General features: G+C 35.5%; 26 protein-coding genes, 1 tRNA gene and 6 pseudogenes. 18 read left to right on the forward strand and 15 right to left on the reverse strand.

The window, feature by feature from the left end; translation table 11 throughout:
• Positions 1 to 8: 8 nt before the first annotated feature.
• Positions 9 to 563 (reverse strand): annotated as a pseudogene (locus ACWHVF_RS01135) (IS66 family transposase); the annotation flags it as partial.
• A 56-nt stretch (positions 564 to 619) separates the two neighbouring features.
• Between ACWHVF_RS01135 and ACWHVF_RS01140 the strand changes: the two are divergent.
• The 5 genes and pseudogenes from ACWHVF_RS01140 to ACWHVF_RS01160 form a co-directional block, all read left to right on the forward strand.
• A pseudogene (locus ACWHVF_RS01140) lies at positions 620 to 850 on the forward strand (IS256 family transposase); the annotation flags it as partial.
• Positions 823 to 1,125, forward strand: coding sequence for a hypothetical protein (locus tag ACWHVF_RS01145; RefSeq protein ID WP_064124705.1), 303 nt, complete (start codon positions 823 to 825; stop codon positions 1,123 to 1,125). The pseudogene ACWHVF_RS01140 and the gene ACWHVF_RS01145, both read left to right, overlap by 28 nt.
• Before the next feature lie 109 nt (positions 1,126 to 1,234).
• The gene (locus ACWHVF_RS01150; RefSeq protein ID WP_156488140.1) at positions 1,235 to 1,393 is read left to right on the forward strand and encodes a hypothetical protein; all 159 of its coding nucleotides are present in this window, start codon (positions 1,235 to 1,237) and stop codon (positions 1,391 to 1,393) included.
• 122 nt (positions 1,394 to 1,515) lie between these two features.
• Positions 1,516 to 1,728, forward strand: a complete 213-nt coding sequence (locus tag ACWHVF_RS01155; protein WP_064124704.1) for a hypothetical protein — start codon at positions 1,516 to 1,518, stop codon at positions 1,726 to 1,728.
• Positions 1,729 to 1,753: 25 nt separating this feature from the next.
• Entirely contained in the window at positions 1,754 to 3,154 is a 1,401-nt protein-coding gene (locus tag ACWHVF_RS01160; RefSeq protein ID WP_064124703.1) for a hypothetical protein, read from the forward strand.
• A gap of 231 nt (positions 3,155 to 3,385) precedes the next feature.
• Here ACWHVF_RS01160 and ACWHVF_RS01165 read toward each other — a convergent pair.
• Positions 3,386 to 4,397 (reverse strand): IS630 family transposase gene (locus ACWHVF_RS01165; RefSeq protein WP_447933057.1). Its coding sequence is split into 2 segments (ribosomal slippage): positions 3,386 to 3,934 and positions 3,936 to 4,397, totalling 1,011 coding nucleotides; the frame shifts between segments, so codons are not numbered across the junction.
• Between the two features lie 70 nt (positions 4,398 to 4,467).
• On the opposite strand from ACWHVF_RS01165, the gene ACWHVF_RS01170 reads away from it, so the two are divergent.
• Positions 4,468 to 4,662, forward strand: coding sequence for a hypothetical protein (locus ACWHVF_RS01170; RefSeq protein WP_064125281.1), 195 nt, complete (start codon positions 4,468 to 4,470; stop codon positions 4,660 to 4,662).
• Between the two features lie 4 nt (positions 4,663 to 4,666).
• Here the strand turns inward: ACWHVF_RS01170 and terL are convergent.
• Positions 4,667 to 5,878 (reverse strand): annotated as a pseudogene (gene terL / locus ACWHVF_RS01175) (phage terminase large subunit); the annotation flags it as partial.
• A gap of 81 nt (positions 5,879 to 5,959) precedes the next feature.
• On the opposite strand from terL, the gene ACWHVF_RS01180 reads away from it, so the two are divergent.
• Positions 5,960 to 6,712, forward strand: a complete 753-nt coding sequence (locus tag ACWHVF_RS01180; protein WP_064124816.1) for an IS5 family transposase — start codon at positions 5,960 to 5,962, stop codon at positions 6,710 to 6,712.
• An 18-nt stretch (positions 6,713 to 6,730) separates the two neighbouring features.
• Here the strand turns inward: ACWHVF_RS01180 and ACWHVF_RS01185 are convergent.
• The 5 genes and pseudogenes from ACWHVF_RS01185 to ACWHVF_RS01205 all read right to left on the reverse strand — a co-directional run.
• Positions 6,731 to 7,054 (reverse strand): annotated as a pseudogene (locus ACWHVF_RS01185) (hypothetical protein); the annotation flags it as partial.
• A gap of 214 nt (positions 7,055 to 7,268) precedes the next feature.
• Positions 7,269 to 8,747 (reverse strand): DegQ family serine endoprotease, encoded by a 1,479-nt coding sequence (locus ACWHVF_RS01190; RefSeq protein WP_064125283.1) that lies wholly within the window; start codon positions 8,745 to 8,747, stop codon positions 7,269 to 7,271.
• A gap of 3 nt (positions 8,748 to 8,750) precedes the next feature.
• Positions 8,751 to 9,623 carry a protease modulator HflC gene (hflC, locus tag ACWHVF_RS01195; protein ID WP_010962867.1) on the reverse strand — a complete coding sequence of 291 codons (873 nt, stop codon included), beginning with the start codon at positions 9,621 to 9,623 and terminating at the stop codon, positions 8,751 to 8,753.
• Between the two features lie 2 nt (positions 9,624 to 9,625).
• Positions 9,626 to 10,660: an FtsH protease activity modulator HflK gene (gene hflK / locus ACWHVF_RS01200; protein ID WP_064125284.1), complete on the reverse strand. Its 1,035-nt coding sequence runs from the start codon at positions 10,658 to 10,660 to the stop codon at positions 9,626 to 9,628.
• Positions 10,661 to 10,743: 83 nt separating this feature from the next.
• Entirely contained in the window at positions 10,744 to 10,953 is a 210-nt protein-coding gene (locus ACWHVF_RS01205; protein ID WP_064125285.1) for a hypothetical protein, read from the reverse strand.
• A gap of 100 nt (positions 10,954 to 11,053) precedes the next feature.
• Here ACWHVF_RS01205 and ACWHVF_RS01210 point away from each other — a divergent pair.
• The 5 genes and pseudogenes from ACWHVF_RS01210 to ACWHVF_RS01230 all read left to right on the forward strand — a co-directional run.
• Positions 11,054 to 11,171, forward strand: a pseudogene (locus ACWHVF_RS01210) (WPE palindromic element domain-containing protein); the annotation flags it as partial.
• Between the two features lie 214 nt (positions 11,172 to 11,385).
• A complete protein-coding gene (locus tag ACWHVF_RS01215) occupies positions 11,386 to 12,819 on the forward strand; it encodes an actin-bundling T4SS effector WalE1 family protein (protein WP_064125286.1) in 1,434 nt (477 codons plus the stop codon).
• Between the two features lie 450 nt (positions 12,820 to 13,269).
• Positions 13,270 to 13,584: pseudogene (gene cutA / locus ACWHVF_RS01220) on the forward strand (divalent-cation tolerance protein CutA); the annotation flags it as partial.
• A tRNA-Gln gene (locus ACWHVF_RS01225) sits at positions 13,575 to 13,649 on the forward strand. The pseudogene cutA and the gene ACWHVF_RS01225, both read left to right, overlap by 10 nt.
• A 135-nt stretch (positions 13,650 to 13,784) precedes the next feature.
• Positions 13,785 to 14,243 (forward strand): hypothetical protein, encoded by a 459-nt coding sequence (locus tag ACWHVF_RS01230; protein WP_447933086.1) that lies wholly within the window; start codon positions 13,785 to 13,787, stop codon positions 14,241 to 14,243.
• Between the two features lie 7 nt (positions 14,244 to 14,250).
• Here the strand turns inward: ACWHVF_RS01230 and ACWHVF_RS01235 are convergent, their stop codons facing one another.
• Together ACWHVF_RS01235 and ACWHVF_RS01240 are read right to left on the reverse strand one after the other, a co-directional pair.
• The gene (locus tag ACWHVF_RS01235; RefSeq protein ID WP_064125289.1) at positions 14,251 to 14,538 is read right to left on the reverse strand and encodes a hypothetical protein; all 288 of its coding nucleotides are present in this window, start codon (positions 14,536 to 14,538) and stop codon (positions 14,251 to 14,253) included.
• 694 nt (positions 14,539 to 15,232) lie between these two features.
• Positions 15,233 to 15,880: a heme exporter protein CcmB gene (locus ACWHVF_RS01240; protein ID WP_064124829.1), complete on the reverse strand. Its 648-nt coding sequence runs from the start codon at positions 15,878 to 15,880 to the stop codon at positions 15,233 to 15,235.
• Between the two features lie 106 nt (positions 15,881 to 15,986).
• Here ACWHVF_RS01240 and ACWHVF_RS01245 point away from each other — a divergent pair, with 106 nt between their 5' ends.
• Positions 15,987 to 16,379 carry a TraR/DksA family transcriptional regulator gene (locus tag ACWHVF_RS01245; RefSeq protein ID WP_064124828.1) on the forward strand — a complete coding sequence of 131 codons (393 nt, stop codon included), beginning with the start codon at positions 15,987 to 15,989 and terminating at the stop codon, positions 16,377 to 16,379.
• 179 nt (positions 16,380 to 16,558) lie between these two features.
• Here the strand turns inward: ACWHVF_RS01245 and ubiB are convergent, their stop codons facing one another.
• Together ubiB and ACWHVF_RS01255 are read right to left on the reverse strand one after the other, a co-directional pair.
• Positions 16,559 to 17,989 carry a 2-polyprenylphenol 6-hydroxylase gene (gene ubiB, locus ACWHVF_RS01250; protein WP_064124827.1) on the reverse strand — a complete coding sequence of 477 codons (1,431 nt, stop codon included), beginning with the start codon at positions 17,987 to 17,989 and terminating at the stop codon, positions 16,559 to 16,561.
• Positions 17,986 to 18,726, reverse strand: a complete 741-nt coding sequence (locus ACWHVF_RS01255; RefSeq protein WP_064124826.1) for a metal ABC transporter ATP-binding protein — start codon at positions 18,724 to 18,726, stop codon at positions 17,986 to 17,988. Before ACWHVF_RS01255 ends, ubiB begins: the two co-directional genes overlap by 4 nt.
• On the opposite strand from ACWHVF_RS01255, the gene ACWHVF_RS01260 reads away from it, so the two are divergent.
• Positions 18,718 to 19,599, forward strand: coding sequence for a zinc ABC transporter substrate-binding protein (locus ACWHVF_RS01260; RefSeq protein ID WP_064124825.1), 882 nt, complete (start codon positions 18,718 to 18,720; stop codon positions 19,597 to 19,599). The genes ACWHVF_RS01255 and ACWHVF_RS01260 overlap by 9 nt on opposite strands.
• Positions 19,600 to 19,842: 243 nt before the next feature.
• Positions 19,843 to 19,986 carry a hypothetical protein gene (locus tag ACWHVF_RS01265; protein ID WP_156488164.1) on the forward strand — a complete coding sequence of 48 codons (144 nt, stop codon included), beginning with the start codon at positions 19,843 to 19,845 and terminating at the stop codon, positions 19,984 to 19,986.
• A gap of 12 nt (positions 19,987 to 19,998) precedes the next feature.
• Here ACWHVF_RS01265 and ACWHVF_RS01270 read toward each other — a convergent pair whose 3' ends face one another.
• Positions 19,999 to 20,274 (reverse strand): helix-turn-helix domain-containing protein, encoded by a 276-nt coding sequence (locus ACWHVF_RS01270; RefSeq protein WP_064124824.1) that lies wholly within the window; start codon positions 20,272 to 20,274, stop codon positions 19,999 to 20,001.
• Positions 20,275 to 20,299: 25 nt separating this feature from the next.
• A complete protein-coding gene (gene rpmG, locus ACWHVF_RS01275; RefSeq protein WP_064124823.1) occupies positions 20,300 to 20,500 on the reverse strand; it encodes a 50S ribosomal protein L33 in 201 nt (66 codons plus the stop codon).
• Positions 20,501 to 20,649: 149 nt separating this feature from the next.
• On the opposite strand from rpmG, the gene ACWHVF_RS01280 reads away from it, so the two are divergent.
• Both ACWHVF_RS01280 and dnaK read left to right on the forward strand, forming a co-directional pair.
• A complete protein-coding gene (locus ACWHVF_RS01280) occupies positions 20,650 to 22,413 on the forward strand; it encodes an Rne/Rng family ribonuclease (RefSeq protein ID WP_064124822.1) in 1,764 nt (587 codons plus the stop codon).
• Positions 22,414 to 22,500: 87 nt separating this feature from the next.
• Positions 22,501 to 24,417, forward strand: a complete 1,917-nt coding sequence (gene dnaK, locus ACWHVF_RS01285) for a molecular chaperone DnaK (RefSeq protein ID WP_064124821.1) — start codon at positions 22,501 to 22,503, stop codon at positions 24,415 to 24,417.
• A 122-nt stretch (positions 24,418 to 24,539) separates the two neighbouring features.
• Here dnaK and ACWHVF_RS01290 read toward each other — a convergent pair whose 3' ends face one another.
• A complete protein-coding gene (locus ACWHVF_RS01290) occupies positions 24,540 to 24,665 on the reverse strand; it encodes a hypothetical protein (protein WP_447933087.1) in 126 nt (41 codons plus the stop codon).
• Positions 24,666 to 24,751: 86 nt separating this feature from the next.
• Between ACWHVF_RS01290 and ACWHVF_RS01295 the strand changes: the two genes are divergently transcribed.
• A complete protein-coding gene (locus ACWHVF_RS01295) occupies positions 24,752 to 25,036 on the forward strand; it encodes a BolA family protein (RefSeq protein WP_064124820.1) in 285 nt (94 codons plus the stop codon).

The raw sequence follows: 25,036 nt of genomic DNA on the forward strand, positions 1-25,036 counted from the left end.
GGTGTGGCTTAAGAGACAATAGATAGGAGATTTTGAGAAGGGTTGAGCTTCTTTTGCCTCCAGGTTAGGTACAATGAGATCACCCGTTCAAGAAACATGTTTCCTCGTACCGACTGTGTAAAATACGAATTCTTACGATAGACTACATAATGCCGTATCTGTCGCTCAACATGGTTATTCGTTAATGCCTGGGTCATCCAAAAATGTCCACATCATTGGCTCGGATTTTATAATACCCTTTACCGTTCGTGAAGCTCCTTTTGCTTCAAGTATATAAGATATTTTTATCATGCAGTACTGTTCGTAATTCTTTGGCTTAACTTTGAAATACTAATTTCATTTTCTGATAAAGCGTTTTTTAATGCAAACAATCCATTAGCTGCATCTTTTAAACAATGGCCAAGTCTCATTACTTCACTATTCCAACTATGAGATAACCTCTCGAAATTTCTCAATAAGTGAGCCCAACAAATTTGTCGTTTTTCATCACTGAAGTGGTTGTAAACTGCATATCTGTCGGTAATTACCAGGTTTTTGTAATCACAAAAGGGAGTGTTAAATAAACTGTGTCAAACCGAAAAAAAAGCAATAAATTGATATAAAAAAATGGAGGTTTGACATGAGTCAAAAAATAGCAAACAGAACTACCGGATTGGTAGATTATAAAGAATTAGAAACAAATATCTTATCGTCTATACGAGAAGGAAGACCGTTGACAGGAAGGTTAACACCATTTATAAAAAAGCTGCTGGAGGCAAGTCTAGAAGGTGAAATAGAAAACCACTTGTTGGCTGAAAGCGAAGAGAGTAACCGAAGAAAGAGGTGTGTCCACCGAAAGCTCCGGAGCAGCCTGCAGAAAAGACAAATCAACCAAAAGAAAGTAAACAGTTTAAAGCTAGTAAAAGGGATGCAAGAAGACAAGCACGGGATAAACCTCCTACACACAATTATCCAATTGATCATTTTCAAGTTCCATCAGGAACTACTGATAAGTCTAATGCTAGTGCTGATCAGCGTAGTTCTGCAAGTAGTGTTCAACCACCAAAAGAATTGACTAATGATGTAAAAGTTGAGAAATGTGTGGAAGGTCAGTCAGCAGAAGCAGGAAAGACACCGTTGCGCTAGTTTTTGTCATTCCAGTGTCCTTTTCTTGTTATTCCAGCGCGTGACGCTGGAATCCAGGATGTGCATTGGGTTTGATAAGTGTAGGGTTTTATGTTAAGAAGGAGTGTTTTTGATGGAAAAAACTGGATCCCAGTGTCTGGGCACTGGGATGACACCCTCTTGGATGGAACCAGCATCAGCTACTTGGATGACGCCTCACCATGTCATTCCAGTGCGTGACACTGGAATCCAGGAGCCAGTGCTCCCTTTTTGTCATTCCAGTGCGTGACACTGGAATCTAGGAGTATAAAAATGACGAATAAAATTTATACTAAAAAATATAAAAAAAGTGCTTGCACTATAATTTATTTTTAGTATATTAGTTACATAATATTTTTACTGGAGAGCAGTATGCATGGTAATAACGGTGATCAAAAAAAATCTGATCGTGTTGTAAAAGGGGGAGGAAGAGTTGATCTAAGCAAAATAGATCCAAAGTACATTGATGACTATCGTGATAGGTTTAAAGAAAGAGATGAAGAGAGAGCAAGAAGGAATGATCCTAGCAGTTCTATGAGTAGTTGTAATAGTCAGAGTAGTAGTAAAGGTAGTTCAAGGTCATAAGTATATTTAAAATAGGGGGGGTGTTATGCCTAATATAAGTGAAGTAAATCGAGAATTAGTAAAGGCATTTAATATTAGTCTTCGTTTTAATGGTATTGCAGTTACTAACCTTACCGTGCAAAATTTGCATGGTAAGGATCATATTGTTATCTCATTTGATAAAAATATGAATTCCAAACAATGTATGAAGTATTTGAATAACATGAAGGAGAAAATAATTAAAAGATCTTATAGAGATGAAAAAGCTGCTGGTGTATCTTATAACTTGAAGTTTTTTCCGTTCGCTTTTAACACGAAACATTTACCTAGAGATAATAAAGGAAGAAAGAAATTTTCAGTAGAAATAGATGAAGGAGTGTTTTTTAATTTAAAATGCTATCTAGCTCAAGCACTTGCCGGAGATGTAACAGAGGGCATGGGAAAGAAACATAATCCAGAGTATTTAAGAAAACATATATATGATACAAGTTTCGATAGGAACTCCTATTTATATTGTATGCTTTTTCATGATAAAGAACTACAAAAAGACTTTGTTGATTCATTTTTAGCAGAAATCGCAGGTTACGAAAATGCTCCAAGCGATTACTTGGAAGTTAGGGGTAATTACGTGTACATTAAAAGAGACATTTTTGATAATGTTGAGTTCATTAAGGACATAGCAGCATATAATACATCTTTAGAATGTCGTTACCTTCAGACTCCTAGTAATAAGAACAAAGCTGTTGATAAACTGAAATATACAATAATCGATTTTATGGATAAGACTGCAGATATCCCAGTGCGTACTATTATTCGCACTTCTCATAATAGGAATAATGAGAATTCAGTTCTTATCCCTATTGTTGCTAAAAATCGGAAAGATAATAGATTTCTCGATAATAATGATGCATATGAGATTAATAGTGCATTTGGTATGGAAATATTAAGTGATGTTGGTAGAGATATTTCAATGAAGCTATCGAAGTCTAACAGCTCTGACAGTACAGTGTATGGTATAGATTTTTCTGAAGTGGACATTGCCTGTTGTGTGCTGAATAAAATCATAGAAAGCTCTGTAATCAACAAAGATCATGAACTGGCCATTGACCCTGAGCTGCGTTTGCAAGCATTGTCGCGATCACCATCGACTGAACTGTCAGATACGAAATTGGAGTCTCCCACGTGGGATCGGAGTCAGGATGGAGTGTTAAAGGATTCTTCCAAGGAAGGAGCAGGGAGGGTGTCTCAGTTGGTGCTGGGGGAAGATGATGATTCAATATCCTTAAATCTTGGGGTTTCTGAAGATTCTCCAAAAGATACGGAGAACATTTGTAATGAGGAACTGAAAAACAGCAAGTTACTGATAAAAGTGAATCTCCGGAGAAGAAACATGGGGGTGGTGTTTTCTGTAAAAAAAGAATATCACCTTTTAAGCGACGTAGCGTAGAGCGTGATACAACGCGAAGTACTCCTGAAACTCCTGTAACTGAAAAATCATCTGTGTTTAAGTCATTTTTTTCATTCCCAACTAAAATAAAAGTAAAAAGTAATCCACCCTCAGGGGTGACTTCTCCTACGCATGAAGGTGCGTCAGGTGGACTAAAACCTCTTACTAGTGACGAGGAACTACTATATTTGACGCATACTCTTTTGGAGAAAAGGGAGCTAATACCAATTCTCATTGTTGGTCATTCAAATAGGATACATAGCAGAGTTGTTTAATTGTGGAGTAGGTAAGAGAAGTAATAAATTTACACAAAGCACTCTCAAGCAAAGCAATAGTATCGTATATTTTATTGCGCAAAATGTTCTGTTTTACATACAACCAAAGCCTCTCAACTGGATTGAGTTCAGGTGAGTATGGTGGTAGGTATATAATCTCAATATTTTTAGGTACCTTTAAACTTTTCGACTTATGCCAACTAGCACAATCCATAACAAGAAAGGCTTCTCGTGGTCCCAAATATTGAGACATTTGCTCAAGAAATATATTCATACAATCAGTGTTGACATTCGGTGCAAACAAGCTAGAATTCTCCCCATTTCTAGGATTAACTGCACTGTAGAGATAAAAATTTTCCCTACCTAATTTTACCTTAACTTTTGTTCTGACGCCTTTTTTAAACCATCCATGCCCGGTCTTTGAATGTGTGCCAAACCGCGATTCATCGAAGAAAAACAGCTCTTTTTCAGAATACTTGCCAATAACTTCGTTGAGATTTTTTTTTGAATTCCTCTTGTTTTCTTTTATCTTGTACATTGTGTACTGGTCTTGGTGTAATATAAGAGAATTTCATCTTTTGCATATAGCGGTGTACTGTAGATTTGCTAATATTTAAGCCGAACTTTTCCTGGATTCTTATTCTCATTTCTTTAATGGTAATATTAGGATTTTCTCCTACCCATGCTTCAACTTGCTGTAGTTGAGCCTGATTTAATTTAGTTTTTCTACGCCGTTGTGGAGGAGCAAACAATTTTTCTTCTCTGCCTAATTTCAAGAGTTTTATCCACGAAGTTAGTGCGCTTCTTGAAATGCAATATATTTTTGCTACAGCCGTTATACTATGCTTTTTTGCTGCAATTACAGCATTTAGTTTTTTTGCAACATATGCATTGTTCCTTACTTTCTTCAGCATTTTTTTTGCTGATTTTACTACTTCTTCATCCAATAATTTTGATCTTAGTGCCATTTATACCTCGACTATTTCACTTATTTCATTATGGCTTGTCTTCTATTATTGTCTATCTGTTTGCCGTGTAATGGGAATTGGTATAAGCAGATTTCAATATGATAAAGCACAATTATCTGATAACTCTAGTTCTAAAAGAGATAGTGGCTATTCTTCAGGATTACCTGCTTCTCCTGCTGTGCCACATAAGGAAAGTGTCTCTTCAGAGGTTAAAGAGTGTCGTACTGTAGAGCATACGCGAGAAACTTGGGGGAAACGAATTTAGGTTTTTAGATATATCTTAACCACCTAAATGGTTTATTAGGGTTGGAGCCAAAATCCCTGACCCTGAAAGCACTGGTGTTAATTTTTCTCATCCATTGTAAATATTGTACCGTACTGTCCACCTGATCATCATAACGGGCTTCTGGGAACATTAAAATTTCATATTCGAAATCGCTGAGCCATACTGCTTGATGCGGCAGAAAAACCCTGCCAGACTCTATAATTGGAACAATTTGGTAAAATCGAGTGAGTTTGTCATTGTGTGGCACTATTTCAATAATGGGTAGATCGCTATTTGCCTTTAGCTCTTGTATTAATTGTTGACCACTTGTTTTTGCTTCAATCAAAATTGCATGTGGTGCCCATCTTGCAGCTAGTGACAGGACTTGTTCTTTAAGCTTTGGGTACTCAAGCTTTGCTCGATATACATCAAGTAGATAGAATTTATTATCTATTTTTGCCCAGGTGGTGCAGACGCTAAAGTCACTGGAATCGTTTGTTGAAACTGCAGTGTCCCAGCTTTGAGTTACATGTGAGGGATTATCAGGGGAATTTTTATAGCGCTTTAGCCACTCTTGTTTAATTATACCGCTTGAAAGCGGCAGGGGGTTTTGTTGATATTGAGCAGCAAAAGCGTAACTCCCAAGTTCAACTTTTATCATCTCAACTTCTTCTCTTCCTCCCTCCAGGGGATATAATAACTCATTCTCTTCTCTTGAGTATAATACTCTTGCAGGTAGTGTCATTCCAGCACTTGATGCTGGAATCCAGTCTTTTGCGGTTGAATTTTCTGGATCCCAGTGTCTGGGCACTGGGATGACAGGAGGGGGGGTTGGAATGACACCAGTATGGTTATTAATTGAATAAATAACCTCCTTATTTTCAGAAATCATTGGCAAACAAATGTGATGCCATATGTTTTTTGGCTTGGATAAGAGGTACCCAGTTAAGTCTTCCAGGTGGAGCCTGTGCATAACAAGCACAATTACTCCTTTTTTTCTATCGTTGAGCCTGGTTACCAAAGTCTGATCGAACCAGTTTGTGGCACGTTTTCTAAACGTTTCACTCAAAGCTTGAGCAGGGTTAAGCGGATCATCCACGATGATGAAATCTCCACCTTCACCGGTTAATGTTCCTCCAACTGATGTTGCGATTCTGTATCCTCTCTGCACTGTTTGGAATTTATATTTAGTGTTCTGGTCTTTGGATAGTTCTAGGCTCTGTGGACAAAAAATATGAAGAGGGAGAAAAAAAGTGGTAGTTTAACCAAATGAACATAAAAATGGAGAAACTACCGAATGGAATATTATATAAAAGAAAGAAATTGGAAACAAATTTTAGAATTCATAAAAGGCATAAAAGGAATGCATAGTAAAGACGAAAAACGTTTAAGAATATTCATAGAAGCAGTGTGGTATATGGCGCGAAGTGGTTGCCAATGGCGACTTTTGCCGAAAATCTATGGCAATTACAGAAGTATACACAAACGATTTAAGAGATGGTGCGAAAGGGGTATTTGGAAAAATTTATTGGAGTACACAAAACAAGAGCCAGATTTAGAAGCCGTCATAATCGACGGTACGATCATTAGAGCCCATCCATGTTCGGCTGGATATACAAAAGATTCGAAGGATCAAGAGGCTTTAGGGCGAAGTAAAGGTGGCTTTACGACTAAAATTCATGCACTTGTTGATGCATTGGGAAATCCTTTAAAATTTATACTTACTCCTGGCCAGAGGAATGAAATTACACAAGCTGAAGTATTAACAAAAAATGTCTATAACTCCATTGTAGTAGCTGATAAGGGTTATGACAGCAATGCTTTTGTGGTCAGCCTTGAAAACAGGAAATGTGAAATCGTAATTCCATCAAAAAGGAATCGAAAAGTGCAAAGATACTATGATGAGCATATTTATAAAGAACGTCATTTGATTGAGTGCTTTTTCGGTAAAATTAAAAATTTTAGGCGCATTTTTTCCAGATTTGACAAGACCGCAGAGGTTTACATGGGATTTCTAAATTTTGTTGGAGCTCTCATATGGCTTCTCTAAAATTTTGTCCACAGAGCCTACCTCTGGAAATAGCTTTTTATACCAATCAGATTGCATTATGCACCTCGTATCGAGCGAATGTTTTTCACTAAGCAACTTAGAATAACTTGCAACTATTATTCTTGCAGTTGGCTGATTTCCCAGTATCCATGCGGGCCACGCAACACTTACACATATGGACTTCATTGAACGCGGAGGCATATTAAATATTATGCGCCTTACTTCACCAACGCTCGCTGTTTCCAACCTATCTGCTATGACTTTTATGTACTGATAATCATTATACTCACATCCTGGCACCACCGTTTGAAAGCATAACTCAATGAATTTTTGAAAGTTCATGTTAGACCTCCTATAGTATCACCCAAGTAACCCCTATGGTGTTATCCAAGTGGCCGACACTGGTTCCTTTATGACGGCGTCATGCAAGTAGCTGACACTGGAATGACATCCTTTGATTTTTTATATGGTTATGTAAGAAATCTAGTGTAGATTTTGATTTGTCTTATAAGATTAAAGCGGTGAGCTTGCTGTTTTGCAGATTTAGTAAGTAAGATTACTTCTTTAACTTTATTGAAGTAAAAAACTGATTTCCATTGCGGTAAATGAGCAACATTATTGAATCTTTACCGTTTTTCTTTACTGCTGAATCAACTTGTTTTTGAAAATCATTAGTATTTTCTATATCGGTTCCATCTAGTTGGATAATAATGTCTCCTTTTTTAATACCACGCAGCGTGGCATTACTGTTACTATCTACATTAGTAACTATCACACCTTTTGTAGGATTACTTTCTTTTGATTCTTTTGGCAGGTTTGAAACAGTTAAACCAGTTATGTAATCGGATGTTGATTTGTTTTCTTCTTGATTATTACCTTGACCATCATTTGCAGATTCTTCAATCACAACCTTAATATTGACCTCTTTGCCCTTTCTAAGTAACTTAATTTGTACTTTTTTTCCAGGTTCAGTTCTTGAAACCATTTGAGGCAGTTGTGTCATTCTATCAATTTTTTTATCATCAAATTCTAATAATATGTCACCCACCTTAACTCCACCTTTTTCTGCAGGGCTATCCTTTACTATACTTGCAACCAGTGCACCTTTTGTATCTTTTAAACCCAAGGACTTAGCGAATTCTTTCGTTATAGGCTGAACTTGCACACCAAGCCAACCATGTTTTATTTTTTTGCCATTTTTTAATGTGTCAATAATTGACATAGCTAAATTAGATGGTATAGCAAAGCCTATACCCACGTTACCGCCAGACTCAGATGGGGAATAGATAGCGGTGTTAATGCCTATAACTTTTCCATTTAAATCAAATAATGGCCCTCCAGAGTTGCCTCTATTAATTGCAGCGTCGGTTTGAATAAATTCATTCATAGTGCCGATACTAATGTCTCTGGACCTTGCAGATATAATTCCTGTGCTTACAGAGCCACCCAAACCAAATGGGTTACCTATTGCCATAACCGTATCACCAACCCTTGCTTTGTCAGAATCACCAAATGCAACAAAAGAAAGGTCTTTGTCAGCTTTAATCTTAAGCACAGCAAGATCAGTTTTTGCATCATAGCCTGAAACTTCTGCTTTGAAATAAGTATTATCATTCATAGTAACTGTGATATCTTGGGCGTTTTTAATAACGTGGTAATTGGTTACTATGGTTCCACTTTTATCTATAATAAATCCAGACCCAAGCAATACCACCTCTCTGTTAATACTAGGGCCCCTATCCATAAAAAACTGATCAAAGTGCTCAAAAAACTCTCTAAAATCATCAAAAAAATTATTTCTTGGCATAACTCTAGTTCTGCTGTTATTTTCTTGTTTGACGATTTGTTCGCTTGAAATATTTACAACCGCAGGAATGAGTTCTTCCACTAAATCGGCAAGTCCTTGATTACAGTTACATGCAGTAGTGCTAGCATCAACGACCTTTTTTGCATTCCAATCAAACATATTAGCGTATGAAGAAAACGCAATTAGAAAATATGCAAATATAGATAAAATAAATGCCTTACTTTTCATAAATTATTTCCATCCTTTGTTTAAAATATCTAAAAAGTTATTGTTTGGTGAAAGTACAAATTTAGTATTATTTTCGGCAAATGATTTACTGTAAGCGCTCATAGAGCGATAAAAGTTAAAAAACTCTTCATCAACCTTAAATGCCTCATTATAAATTCTAGTTGCTTCAGCATAACCACGGCCCCTTATTTCATATGATTCTTTTACTGCACTAGAGATAATTTCCCTTTTTAATTTATCAGCTTTTGATCTAACTTCCTGCCCAGCTTGCTCTCCTTCTGCTCTAATTTCTTTTGCTTCTTTTTCCCTTTCAGTTTGCATACGGCGAAATATTGCAGAACTATTTTCTTCTGGTAAATCTGCTCTCTTAATTCTTACGTCTATTATTTCTATGCCAAATTTTTCAGCTTCAGAATAAACTCCACGCTGAATCAATTGCATAACCTCTGATCTTTTTTCGTTCAACAAACTAATCAACGAAAATCTGCCTATATTTTCTCTTATGTGTGCTTCTATAACCGGATACAATCTTCTAACCAGCCCTGATTCATTCCTCACAGCCTGGTAAAAAGTAACAGGATTTGTTATTTTATATTTTGCATACGCATCTACTATAATACGTTTTTGATCCGCTGTTATCACTTCCCTTGGGATCTTATCAGGACTTAAATCTAAAACTCTTTTATCAAGAAACTCTACACTATTTATGAATGGTAACTTAAAATATAAGCCACTTTCCCTAACATCTCTTACAACTTTACCGAGTTGTATAACTATCGCTTGCTTTGTTTCTTGCACAACAAATATTGAATTAAATAAAACAATCAGTAAAACAACAAATACAGAAACAAAAACAATTTTAATATTACTACTCATGGTTATTTCCCTAAATTTGTAAGAGGTAAATAAGAAAACATACCTTTCAGATCATCAGTTACAACAACTTTGTCTACCTTACTGAAAATATTTTCCATAGTTTCAAGATAAATACGATTCTTAACGAGAGAAGGATTCTGTCTATATTCCTCGTAAAGAGATAAAAAGCGATTTGCATTACCTTTTGCTTCATTTATTACTTCATTCTCATATGCCTCTGCATCTAATTTTATCTTTATCGCTTCACCCTTTGCTCGAGGTATAATATCATTATTATAAGCATATGCTTCGTTTATAGTACGCTCTTTGTCTGCACGAGCACTTTGTACATCTCTAAACGAACTGATTACTTTTTCTGGTGGATCAATTTTTTTCATTTGAACAGATAAAATCTCTATGCCCATTTGGTATCCATCAAGAATCTGCTGCAATAGAATTCTAGTATCTCTAGAAATTTCTGGTCTGCCTTGACCAAGTGCAAAAGAGATCGTGTTTTTACCTATTATTTCTCTCATGGCACTTTCAGCAGCATTTTTAACACTGAAACCGGGTTTGTAATCCCGCACTTTGAATAAATAGTCCTTAGCATCTCTAACGCGCCACTGAACCTCGAAGTTAACGTTGACTATATTTTCATCTCCAGTTAGCATCACACCTTCACCGCGATCTGTGTCTCGCCCATAAGAACTACTTACCCCAATTTCTTCACGATTTACTTCCTTAACATTCACTTTAAAAACCTTGCCAATAGGGTAGGGGAAGTGATAACGCAAACCAGGTGTTTCTGTATTAGAATATTTACCAAAAGTAAGTTCTATACTTTCCTCACTAGGATGGACAATATAAAAGCCAGTGCAAGCATAGAACAGTAAAATAATGAAAATGATGAAATAAGGTTTTTTGCCCCTGTTTCTGGTTAATCCATTAAGAAAGAACCTTACATCAGATACAGCTTTACTTAAAATATCTTCACTATTGGGAGTTTTGCTCCCTACCGGTTTCTTTCCCAAGTTCCAAGGATTATTATCATCAAACATAATGATTGATTCTATAATTAATACGCTAATATTACTTATTTAAATAAGAAAATGCAAATATAAATTACTATTTCATTTACAAATTAATTGTCAGAGTGAAAAACATGATCATACACTTCCTTTTCTCTATGTAGTATGGTCGACTCTATAGAATTTTCTGGCTTTTTTTTGAATTCTTTATTGTCACTCTTTAAGTGCACTACGTCTTCGTGAAAACCACTATAGTTTTTTAATAATAAAATTGCTAAAATTACAGCAGCTAGTAAGATAAATACTCTTTTTCTATGCCTCATACGATTCTAGCGTTATTGCCTCTCTCATTTTAGCGCCTTCTTTCTGTCATCTCAGTGTCACACACACATCTGTACGAGCATTATGACTCGAGCCTAGTAGGAGGGTGTCATCCCAGTGCCTAGACACTGGGATCCAGAAAACTTAACTTTACGCCAGGTAGTTGTATAGTAATAAAAACTGGATTCCAGTGTCAAGCACTGGAATGACATCGTTTACTCTGTAACATCGTGTCATATCACAATGTTCGTACATTTGTGTGTCAGCGACTTGCCTGCTGGTGACAGCATCCATACAGTTTAATTTTCCACGTCACTGAAAAACACGTCAAGCAAAATTATTTGAAGACAAATAAATACTGGCAATCAATTTAACACTAACTTAAGAATCTAGGATGTACAATATAATATATTTAATTAATAGTGAGGTTTAAAATGTTACCTGAACAACAAACAAGTTCAATTTCTAAACAAAGTTCCACTTTCATGGAAACTGTGCAGGATAAACTAAAAGATATAAAAAATTTCTCTAATTGGTCTGCAAAAGAGCAAATGATTGCAGTAGGTGCAGTAGGTGTGATGGTTGGTGCATTACTTCCATTTGTGGCAGTTGCTTTACCGGTTGCTGCAACAGGTGCAATAGTTGCCCTTACTCTATTTTTTGCTGTGAAAGCAGTTGAATACACATTCAAAGGGCTCAAATGGTCAGCAGAAAAGACAGTTGAAGGGGCGAAATATACTGCCGGGAAAGTTAAGGATGCGTCAGTATATACTGCAGAAAAAGCAAGAGAAGGTTATTATTCAGTAAAAGGAGCTATAAGTTCTGTGGGACGAGCAGCAAGGGAGGGAACTGGTGCTAAGTTAGGAAAAATGGGGCGCAGTTTAAGTAATTTAAGTGAAAGTATGTCTAGTTTAGACGCCATTCCATATTCAATAGGTAACGAAGGTCAGACTGTTGTTTTGAAAACAGAAGAAGAAACAAGGAATTTCAATAGTGTAAAGGAGATGCTTATTAAGGAAGTTCTTGGAGACAAAGCCGTGAATAGCTCTGCTTTAACTAAGGAAATATTTTCTAAGCTGGGAGAAAAAATATTAGAGAAAGCTTATTCTGTTGATGGTCAATCAGGTTTCCAAAAGGACCAGTTGATCAACCGGTTGAAACAGCAAGTAGATTTTGTCAATAAATTAGACGCTAAGAAGTTGCAAAATTTGTTATCTAAAGATAATAACAGTCTTTATGAAATTTTCTCTGAACATCACGATAAAATTAAGAGGATTGTTGGAGAATGTAAAAGAGAATACGAATTTGATCAATCTGTGAGGCGTAACAACGCAAAAGACGCAGAAGAAAGAAAAGCTAGTAAGTCTTTTTCATTCTCATCAGTCTTTTCACTAGGAAGAAAAGACTCTACACAATCAACTAGCAGCTTGTCAAAAAGCAGTTCACTAGATTCTGTAAGGACTGAAAGTACTGCTAAAACTGCAACAGTCAATCCTAATCGTCTTAGAAGAAGCAATTCATCTAGTAGCTTAAGTGATGGTTCTCCTCAGCTTACTCCATCTGCTCCACCAAAGGTGCCTGAAAGTCCAACTCGCAGTGGTTCTCCTGATAGTGGCATAAGTTCTGGTCCTTCTACGCCAACAAAAGAACAAAGTCCCTCTATTAATTTGGACCCCTTCGGCAGTATTGATAGTAGAGGTTTATCTGATCCTCTTATACCAAAGGAGCTGAATCCTTCTGTAGAAGACTTAAGTAAAGTTCGTGCAGAACTGAAAAAAACAAGTTATCTGGACAAATGGGTGGGACAGCCTTCTACGAAAGTGAATGAAGTTAAGCCAGAATCTACGCAGGTGAAAACAGTAGGATAAACAAAACCACTCACTTTCTCCAAAGGATGTTACTCAACGAGTAACATCCTTTTTTGTTTTTAAACTATAGAAAAATCCTAGATCCCAGCGGTATGCGTACAACCGTATGAACATTGTGATTTCTCTGCTAGGAAAGGTGTCATCCCAGTGCTTGACACTGGGATCCAGGAAAGTTTGCTTGTTTACAAGCAAACTAGCATAGAAAGTGGTTACAACGTTTTCGATGAGATTATATGGAAAACTGGATTCCAGTGTCAAGCACTGGAATGACATCACAGGGGCACTGGGATGACACCTTTACGTTTGAGGCAAACTAGCTATAACACTTAACATACTACCTTTGCAAACAAATGTTCATACAGTACGCGCTGGCGTTATTTTCTCTTGATGAATAAATCTCGGTAGAGTATAGTAGCAATGCATTTATGTAGATTCTAATGAATAATTTAGTTTTCAACTTTTTCAAGTTTTGAAGAGGCTAAAACTGTTTCTGAGGAATTGATAAACGAGAAATTAATTGTATGTGTAAATATATTTCCCGAAGTGAATTCTCTGTATTTATGGAAGGATGAAATTGATAGTAGTTGTGAAGTAGTAGCAATTATGAAAAGCAGGAATGATCAAGTTGATGAAATTGTAGAAAAAATCGAAGCAATGCATTCTTATGATCAGCCAGCAATTGCTGTGATGCCCATAGAAAAAGCAAATAAATCTTTTACTAATTGGGCTAATAGTGTTATTGATGTAAGTAGTATTGGGGTGTAGCCAAGTGGTAAGGCAGCGGTTTTTGATACCGCCACGCGAAGGTTCGAATCCTTCCACCCCAGCCATATTGAAGTGGGTGTGAAATGATATCGCTTTTCTATAGATTAAGATTATTTAATTATATACTAGGCAGCTTGAAAGATATAGTTGTAAAGCTGTTTCTCTGCACAATGTATCTTTACACGTTCAGCATTGTGCTCATGTTTCTCAGCAATGGTTTTTGGTATGCTGTAGAATTTGGCTCTTTCAAAAATGCGTTTTACCATTTATTTCAATATTGCAAGTGGTATTATGAAAATAGGGAAGACCTCGGTTACGGAATTTCTATTCGAATATTAGTAGCATTCCTTACTCCGCATTTTCTCTATAAGTTGTTCCTTAGCACAGGTTGGAAGTCTTTTTTAAAGGAAAAGATAGTGCAGATACTCAAGTTCATAATAACAAGAAGAAAAAAGGGTAATGAATCCAGTAACAGTAGTAAACCAAGTGGCAGTAGTTATAGTGATAAGAATAATTACAGCAATAACAGTGAGCATCACGCTCAAGATGCAAAGCGGAAAGTAGACATGATAAAGCAGCTATTAATCAAAGATATAGAGGCAACTATAGATAGGAGATTGAATGATATTTTTTTCGGTAAAAGGAGTAAACCTCATTAAAAAGGCTTTATCTAGTAAGGCTTTTTAAAATTGGCTGTATTTTGTTTTTTACGTATACCGGATCACAGTCAGCCAATATACATGTGTGCACAAAATCTTGACTGAAGTCTGACAACCAAGAAATCGCCTTACGTTTTTCTACCAAGCTTTCTGTTTTTTTGCAGTGACTTGCTGCATCAATCATTGCCTGCGCTATTACTGATTTCCACAGCAAATAATACCTTTGTATATCATCTGACGTACTATTTGTTTCATAGTGGTTAAAAAATTCTTTAAAATTGAAATTGTTTGACATAATGATACCTCTTTGGATTGAAATTTGAAATGATTTGAGTTTATGTCGCCACAGCAGATCCTGTTAACAAGTAGCGGAATGACGATTGTCAGGGTGTCATCCCAGTGCCTCTCTATAATGTCACCCCAGTGCCTCTCTATAATGTCATCCCAGTAGCCCCTATAATGTCATCCCAGTGCGTGACACTGGGATCTCATTTCACTCTATAATAGCAGTGCTCCTTTCTTGTCATCCCAGTACTGATTAGCTATAAAATTTAAGAAATTTACCAAATGGAAAAAAAAGGCAAAAGAAGCCCCTTGGTGCGAGTTTTGACCCTATAATAATTTAAACTGACGCTGTAATAATGTGCTAACGCTTAAAATAAGTGCGATTTGGCTGAATGTAGAAAAAATAAAAAAGACATGCAGCCGCTATAATTTTATGTAATCCGCCAAAAAATACCCTGAGTTTTTTACTAAATTTTGTCATTGAGCCTGCAGGTCAAAAACAAGTTTTGAGTCATAAACACCCTTACTGCCATAATAAGGGGGCTGGCGGAGTTTGTCAAGTAGGTTTTTTCGTTTCTATGTTGTCAGCTACTTGCATGACACCATTTGTTGTAAACTCACTTTTTCTTGATTTTTTGGTTTATCTTGTCTACCTATTTTGCCACTCTGCTAAACGGATATCTACTGAATAACAGTAAGATTTTTCAATCCTGTTCCACAGCAAATTTTAATGCCATGTGAGTAGTTATAGTGCTGTTAACAATCAAAATGACAAAAATTAACATGGTGATTAGTAGTGTATAAATATTCAAGGACAAATTTTCAAATTGAGTTAGCATTTTAAAATACACAAAGGTTGGCATTATCATTGGCAAAACAAGAATTTGCGATACTCCTGATGCTAAGTTGTTTCGACCAATCATCAATGCATTTCCAGTAGCTGAAATATTAATGATTATCAGCGTATTAAATAATAAAGACACTCCAACTGCTATTGAGTGTTCAACACTATTGCCTAGAATTGCAAAGCTGAATATGGAAGAAATTACTGAAATCGGTAACCCAAATAATAACCAGTGAGCGAAAATTTTATAAGCAACTGTAAGCCTAGAAGAGAGTGGCTGTACAAAGATTTGCTCTAATATTCCATCATGATAATCAGATGTAAACAAATTATTTGTAGAGATCTGCAAAACAAATGTAGCACATATCCATGTTAATGTTAACATAACTTCTTGTTTATTGTTGTTTTCAAGTGTAAATGAAGATAAACTTAACATTATGATAAAAATACATACTATATAGGTAAAGTTCTTATCATCTGTTACTAATTTTTTTACTGAGTCGATCATACTAGGCTTTTAAATGTTTATTATAAATTATAGTGTTTACTTTGAGGTAGTATAATTTTTTGTTCATAAGTTATATAGGTTTTATTATTTTTTTGATAATGCAATTATGGAAAAGTTACCAAAAATAAAGTCACCAGAAGATTACACTCCTTCAGAAGATGAAGAATATATGAGCGTAAAACAACTGGAATACTTCAGCTTAAAGTTACAGTCAATACTTGCTGAGTTGGAGAAACAAGAACTAGAAGAGAATAGTATTGATACATACTATTCTGATGGAGATAGTGGAAACGAGGAATTAATCAAGCGTCGAAAAGATAGAAAAGAAAAAATTAAGGAGGCGTTAGAAAAAATAAAATTAGGCACTTATGGTTACTGCGATGGAACAGGAGAAGAAATAGGAGTCGAAAGACTTAAAGCTAATCCGCTTGCTATATATTGTATTGAAGAGCAAGAGAGAGTAGAAAAAGAAAAGAACGTGTACAACATTAACGATTAATTTACACATAAGTGGTGAGCCATGATTTATTAGACTTCAGGGTATTCTTAAGGAGCAAGAGGCGCTGAAGTATGTTATGCTATGAAGAAAGTGGAAAATTGGACATTCTCAACTCGACTCCTGCAGATTAAAAATTAAGTTGAATAAAAATTGGGTTTGACGAGTTTTTTTTCCATAGTTTAAGAAATTAAAAATTTAATGATTAGAATTATAATTACAAACCACAATAAAAAATAGACTTTTCCATTTGATTTATTTTTAATTTGGATGTTTTCTAATTTTTTATCAGCTATTAGGTTTAATTTTTCTATAAGGCTAAATATCCCTTGGATTGTTTTTACAGGATAAGAACTTCTAATTTTTTCCCTATACCCTATTTTACTTTCATGTTGATTGCTTATCCACGCTTCAACTACTTTCCACATATTGATTTCTGGGTAGATCTTTCTACATGTCCCTTCCAGTAAAATCATAGTTTTCTGCAGCAATAACAATTGTGTTTGAACTTTCATATCAAAATCACCAGTTATTTTTAATAGCTGAGCAAGTAAACTAGCAAATGAAATCTTCTGTATAGGCTGCCCAATAATGGGTTCACCTATTGCCCTGCAAGCTGTGACAAAATTTCTATGCTGTGATGAAACGTAACCAGCTCTAAAGTGCATTTTTGCAACGTGATCATAATCCCGATTTAAAAAGCCTTTGAGTATCTCTATAACGTAATAGCATGTCTCACGATCTATTCTACCCATGATTCCACAATCCAGGGCAATAATATTGTTATTACTATCAACCATTAGATTTCCAGGATGCATATCAGCATGAAAAAAACAATCCCTGTATACCTGATGACAAAACGATTCTATAAGGTTGATAGCTATTTGCTTATGATTATTCAGTTTTTCAACTTCGTATATTGGAGTTGCTTCTATCCATTCTAATGTTAAAACCTTTTTTGCAGTTCTATTCCAATCTATTTCAGGTACATAAAAACCTCTGTCATTTTTTGTGTTTTCCTTTAGTTCTGAAGAGTGAGCAGCTTCAAAACGTAGATCTAACTCTAATCGGCAAATTTCAGCAAAAGTTTTGACTAATTCAATTGGCCTCAGCCTTTTTGATTGTTCGCTAAATTTTTCTGCAATTTCTGCAAGCCAAGAAAGCATTTTTATATCCCTTGAGAATGTTTTCTCAATATTTGGCCTTAAAACCTTCACAGCAACTTCCTTACCCTCAGTTGTAACCGCTCTATGCACCTGAGAAATCGATGCTGCTGCAATTGGCTTTTCAGAAAAGCTTGAAAAAATGTCGCTCAATTTACAATTAAACTCACTTTCTATAGTTTTAACTGCTATTTTATGTGAAAATGATGGCAATCTATCACATATCAATAACAAGTTATTTGTTATATCCTCATTTAAAACATCAGTACGTGATGAGATAGACTGCCCAAACTTAATGAACACCGGACCTAATTTTTCAAGAGCACACTTTAGCTTATGGCCTTGTATTTTATTTATTGATTTCTTTGATGGTGGAAGTAAATAAGGTAATATATTGTAACGTGTCAGCACTGTAGTTATGTGCAGAAGACGCAAAATATTTTGAATCATTTTGCTGCGTAACTGCTAAATATTTCATTTAGGGTTCTATTTTTCATAATCTCATCGGGCTTGCCTTGGCAATAGATAGTATTATTTATACAAATTACGTAATCTGAGGATGGTAGAGCAGAGTTAAGATCATGAGAAGTCATAAGAATCGATACCAATCGTTTTTTTGCTATTTTATTTATAATATCATAAAATTTAGCCCGCGCGTTAATATCCATTGCACTGACTGGTTCATCTAAAATGATCAAGTCAGGCTCTGCAATTAAACAACGTGCAAGCAGTAGTAGTTGTGTTTGCCCTGCAGAAATTTCTAACACTTGATTCTTCAAAATGTTACCGATACCAACCAACTCTATCGCTTCTGTAATAATGGATTGATTTTTCTTTAGTCTTTTCAAGGAGCTATTTAAAAGGAAATATTCAACTGTTATTGGCATCAAATTACTAATACTAAAATTTTGCGGCATATAGCCAATTTTTATGTTGTCAGCAAATACGATACTACCGGTACAGCTTTTATTTATGCCAGCAATTGCTTTCACTAAAGAGGTTTTACCTCCACCATTTGGACCAAGTATTGTAATTACGTCTCCTCTTTCCATGAACATATTGATATTGTCAAGAATTCTTTTACCATCATATGTGAGAGCAAGATTTTCTATTTTTAGAACACGATTATTGACATTATTTAACTTTTTGGCAAAATTTAACTTCTTCTCAACGTTTATATGAGACATTTACTGGCTTTTTTTCTATTACTTTCATTTACACTATACTATAATATTGCCTTTTCATCCAATTTAAAAGTTGTAGCTACAATTAAACCTATCCACTCACTTGTAGCTTCTGTGACAGAAGGGATTTTAGAACCGGAATTGCTTGGCTATGCAACATCTGCGCATAATTATATATTAAAGCCGTCTGATGCGAGTAATTTGGAATCAAGTGATGTCATATTTTACACTGACGATAACTTAGAGACGTTTGTTCAAACTTTCGCCAAAAATAATAAAGAACTAGTGCAATTGTCACAGGTAATCAACCTACTTCCTGCTCGGCCACATTCATTTTCTAGAAAAATTACCAATACTCAAGATGAAAAAGACCTACACATTTGGCTGAGTCCCGAAAATGCAAAGAGCATGATACTTTTTATAAGTGCAACGTTGTCTAACATAGATAAAGAAAATTCCCATCGATACAACTCTAATGCAACAAAAGCTATAAAAAAAATAGACCAAGAAGTAAAAGAAATCGTGAAAGAACTGAATGATTTTAAAAATCAAAAATACATCGTCACTCACGATGCTTATCAATATTTTGAAAAATATTTCGGTTTAAATCACCCAAGTGCCATTCTTTCTATAGAAGAGGATTCTTACATAGGTATGAAGAGTTTTATGAAGCTAAAAAAGATAATGAAGGAAGAAAACGTTAAATGTATATTTGCTCATTCACAGGAAGATAGCATAAAGCCTAATGCTCTTTCTAATGACGCAAAAATGGTAGTTCTTGATCCTATTGGATCAGACATAGAGCCTGGAAAAGATGCATATCTAGCCATAATCAATAGCATTGCACAAAATTTTAAGTCTTGTTTTGTTGAGTAATAAGCTCCCTTTTAGCTTACTGTTTTATTGTTCTGCAAATCAAGAAGAAGTGAGTTTACAACAAATGGTGTCATTCCAGTGCTTGACACTGGAATCCAGCTTTTTCATAATCATCAAAACGTTGTATTTTAACATAAAACGGCTACTTTTATGCTTACTAACTTAATAAACTTCCTGGATCCCAGTGTCAAGCACTGGGATGACATCGTAGGGGTGCTGGCCTGATAACCGTCATCCCGCTACTTGTTAGCGGGATCTAGAGATACTGCGAATGAATCGCGGTATGACGTTTCGCGGCGGCATGACGATAAGGTTTATACCTTGTCATCCCAGTGCTTGACACCGGGATTGATTTATCTTGTCTACCTTATTTTGCCACTCCGCTGAACGGATACCATATTATGCAGGTTTAGAATTATGCTTTATTCTTACGTTTATGTCTTGGCCCAATGCAATCAATAAGTTAAGCAAGTATTCTAAGGAGACCCCTTCGATTTTTGACCTATTGATTTGAGATACTTTAGGTTGATCAATCTTTAGAGCGTTTGCTGCTTTTTTCTGTGTTTTGTACCTCTTACTTATTAATTGTGCAATGACCTTTATTAATTTCAGTTTTGTATCTTTTACATCCCCCAACTCTACTATTATAGGATAACTTAATTGTAAATTTTGCATAATAATAAAATTCCTTATAAAAAAACTACTTTAATTTTTCTTCTTTAAATAATACGTGCCTTCTGACTACTGGGTCATACTTCCTAAACTCCAGTTTTCTGGTGAGCTTTTTTGGATTACGCTTTTTTACATAAAAATAGCCAGTTGATTTTTCTTCACCAGTTTTTGTTATCTTGATTGCAGTGCTGACTAACTTAACGAGCAAAGAAGCATTTTTTTTCGCCATACTTATAATGATATAATAAATTCTATGCGAGTTTATTACGCAAAACACTAAAAGTCAACCGAATAATGCAGATCGTAAAATTCTTGACAATCAACAGTGCATTAAGTAGCATGAAGTTAACTTCAGAATGAAAAGCAAACGGTAAATAAGTGGCAAATAGTGGCAAAAGGTTATTATTGATAGAAAATTCTGCCTGTTCTAATGAGGTAAGAGTTGCCTTATCAGTTAATAATAAGGTTGTAGAATTTGAACAAGAATTCAAGGAAAAAAAACAATTAAGAGGTAATATATACGTTGCTTATGTAAAGCGTATAGAGCCTTCTTTGCAAGCCGTATTTATTGAATATGGAAAAAACAAGCAAGGTTTTTTATCTTTTTCCGAGATATCTCTAGATTACTTCAATATTCCAGAAAAAGAAAAGGAAACTATCTTTGAGGGCTACTCAAATGACGATTTTACAGAAGAAGCTTCAGCAAATGTTTCTTCAGATTCTGTAGCTAGTAAGAATGTCAACGAGTTAGGTAGTGGTTTTGTAAGAGAGGTACCTTTATATAAAAAATACAAATTACAAGATGTTATTTCAGTAAATCAAAAAGTATTGGTCCAGCTAACTAAAGAGGAACGAGGCAATAAAGGAGCTTCATTTACAACATACATAACTTTAGTGGGTAGATACTGTGTTTTCATGCCAAATTCCATGAGTAAAGGTGGAGTGTCTCGCAGAATTGAAGATGCTAATGTCAGAAAGCAGTTAAAGGATATACTGAGTTCAATAAACTTGCCAAAAAGATCAGGTTTAATAGTAAGAACTGTTGGTTCAGGAAAAGATAAGAAAGAAATTGAGCAGGATTACAATTACTTATCCTCATTATGGCAGAGCATTCAAAAAAATGCCTTCTCTGTAAATGCTCCATCATTAATTTACAACGAAGCAGATGTAATTATGAGATCTGTTCGTGATTTTTGTAGCGATGGTATAGAAGTCATAGTATCTGGGAAGGAAGCTTTTGAAGCAGTGAGACAATATACTAAAAATGCATTAAAAGGTAGTAAGTTGCGTTATAGATTGTATAGAGGTTCTATCCCAATCTTTACTTACTATGGAATCGAAGATCAAATTTCTGAGTTATATAGCAATAGGGTAGAGTTGCCATCTGGTGGGTCTTTGGTAATAACTTTAACTGAGGCGTTTGTTTCAATAGACGTAAATTCAGGAAAGATGACAGGAGAAGATGGTATAGAAGAAACAGCTTATAGAACCAATATGGAAGCAGTACCTGAAATATCAAGACAGGTGAATCTTAGGGGCCTATCAGGATTAATAGTAGTAGATTTTATTGACATGTTGAAATATCAGTATTGCAGAGCTGTTGAGTCTGCTATAAAGCAAGCGTTTAAAGACGATAAAGCTAAAGTTCAATTTAGCTACATAAATGACTTTGGTTTAATGGTATTTTCAAGACAAAGAATTAAACCAAACATACAAGAAATTAATACTACAGAGTGTTTACACTGCAAGGGTATTGGAAGAGTAAAATCAAACGAAGTAATTGTTGCATCGATACTAAGGGATTTACAACACATTGCTCATAGGAAGCAAAATAAGTCTTTTGATTTAGTAGCGCATAGTGCGGTTATAGCGCATATTTTTAATAATAAACGGAATACAGTTTCTACAATCGAAAAAGAGTTTAATATTGCATTGAACATTAGTATTGATAACAGTTTAGATGTAAATACATTTGTTTTAAAACAAGGAGATGATGTTAATTCAAACGGTTATAAGCCATTACAGAACTCTGGATACCAAATTGAGGATAGCAGCAATGAAGAAGTTGATAATTCAAATAAACTACGAGGCAATTTTTGGCTGACTAAATGGCTTTCGCGCTTTTTAAGTTCTAATAACTAATTAGAAACCCTAAATTGGGCTTGTAATTAATAAGTCCTATACTTATATATTCTTATATCAGATAATATTTACAATGGGGTACTCATTATGGGAAGAGCAATAGGCATAGATCTCGGAACAACAAATTCTTGTGTTGCAATAATGCAGGGCAAGGATACAAAGGTAATAGAAAATAAAGAAGGGGCAAGAACTACTCCATCTATAGTTGCATTTACTTCGTCAGGAGAAAGGTTGATTGGCCCTCCTGCAAAAAGACAAGCAACCACCAATGCAAGTAATACTTTTTTTGCTACTAAGAGATTAATAGGTCGTCAATACGGTGATTCTGAAATGAAAAATTTAAACGTGCCGTATAAAGTGTTTGCAGCAAAAAATGGTGATGCATGGGTTAAAACCACTGATAATAAAGAATACTCTCCTAGCCAAATTGGTGCATTTATACTACAAAACATGAAAGAAGCAGCAGAAGCTTATCTTGGAGAGGAAGTAAAAGATGCTGTGATAACAGTGCCAGCATACTTCAACGACTCTCAACGTCAAGCAACAAAAGATGCAGGAAAAATCGCCGGATTAAATGTGCTCAGAATAGTAAATGAACCGACTGCTGCAGCGCTTGCTTATGGTCTTGATAAGAAACATGGGCACACAATAGTGGTATATGACCTTGGTGGTGGTACATTTGATGTTTCAGTCCTTGAAATAGGTGATGGAGTTTTTGAAGTAAAAGCTACAAACGGTGACACTCACCTGGGTGGTGAAGATTTTGACAACGCAATAGTGAGTTATTTACTAGATGAATTCAAGAAAAGTAATGGCATTGATTTAAAAAATGATCCAATGGCTATGCAGAGAGTCAAAGAAGCTGCTGAAAAAGCGAAAATTGAATTATCAAGCGCAATGGAAACGGAAATAAATTTACCGTTTATTACAGCTGATGCAAGTGGTCCAAAACACTTAAATATGAAATTAACGAGAGCAAAACTTGAAAGCTTAGTGAATGGTTTAATCGAAAGAACTATGGCTCCTTGTAAAAAAGCTCTTGAGGATGCTGGTTTGTCTGCTAGTCAAATTGGCGAAGTGGTTCTCGTTGGTGGCATGACTCGTATGCCAAAAGTCATAGAGAAAGTTAAAGAATTCTTCGGTAAAGACCCACATAGAGGGGTCAATCCTGATGAAGTTGTAGCAATTGGAGCTGCAATACAGGCGGGAATCATTCAAGGTGATGTAAGAGATGTGTTACTACTTGACGTGACTCCACTTTCTCTTGGTATTGAGACTCTAGGAGGAGTATTCACTCCACTTATTGAACGTAATACTACTATTCCCACTAAAAAATCTCAGGTGTTTTCAACTGCAGAAGATAACCAAACAGCCGTTACAATTAAGGTACATCAAGGTGAAAGAAAATTGGCGGTTGATAACAAGCTACTTGGTCAGTTTAGTTTGGAAGGGATACCTCCTGCTCCTCGTGGAGTTCCTCAGATCGAAGTAACATTTGACATAGATGCAAATGGAATAGCGCACGTTTCTGCAAAAGATAAAGCTACTGGAAAAGAGCAAAAAATACGCATTCAATCTTCAGGTGGTCTATCTGATGATGAAATAAATCGCATGGTAAAAGAAGCTGAAGAAAAAGCACAAGAAGATGAAAAGCGTAAGAAATTTATTGAAGTGAAAAATCAGGCGGATAGTTTAGTTCATTCTACAGAAAAGTCTCTGACAGAGTATGGTGATAAAGTCTCATCTCAGGATAAATCTGCTATTGAAAGTGCACTGAATGAACTGAAAGAGGCTAGTAAATCTGATAACATTGATGACGCTGATTCAATACAGCAGAAAGTCACTAATCTTTCTCAATTATCTATGAAACTTGGAGAAGCTATGTATCAAGCATCTCAGCAGCAACAAAGTGATAGTTCTGCTGATTCATCCACAACAAATGAGGGAGAAAAAGTAGTAGATTCTGATTATCAAGACATAGATAATAAGGAAGAGAATAAATAAGGGTGTATTTGAGTTATGCCAGCATGTTATACATAATTGCATGGACGTTGTAATTTGAGGCCTCTAGGAAGGGTGTCATTCCAGTGCCCTGACTACTTGGATCCAGGTTGCTCACAAGCAAATTAGCATAGAAAGTGGTTGTTAAAACACAACGTTTTCGATGAGATTGCAGGAAGGCTGGATTCCAGTGTCAAGCACTGGAATGACAAGAAGGGGCTACTTGGGTGACATCTTTGTGTTTTAGGCAAAACCTGCTATAACATTTAGCACACTGCCTTCGCAAACAAATGTTCGCACAGTTATGTGTCAAGTACTGGAGTGACAGTAGCTATATATGGATATTATTAAAACGATAGAAAAAAAGATACGCGATTCGATAGATGTAATTGATATCAACATTATCGATGAATCAGCAAAGCATGCTGATCATTATTTTGCTTCATCTTCAACATTACCTTCGCACATTAAATTAGTATTAATATCTGACGGCTTTATTGGAATGAGCATTCTAAAAAGACACAAGTTGATTTATGAGTTATTGAAGGATGAGATAGAGCTAATACATGCAATTTCTCTTCACTTGTATACGCAAAATGAGTACAATTTAAAAAATAAATAA

Source organism: Wolbachia endosymbiont of Dactylopius coccus (assembly GCF_977011065.1).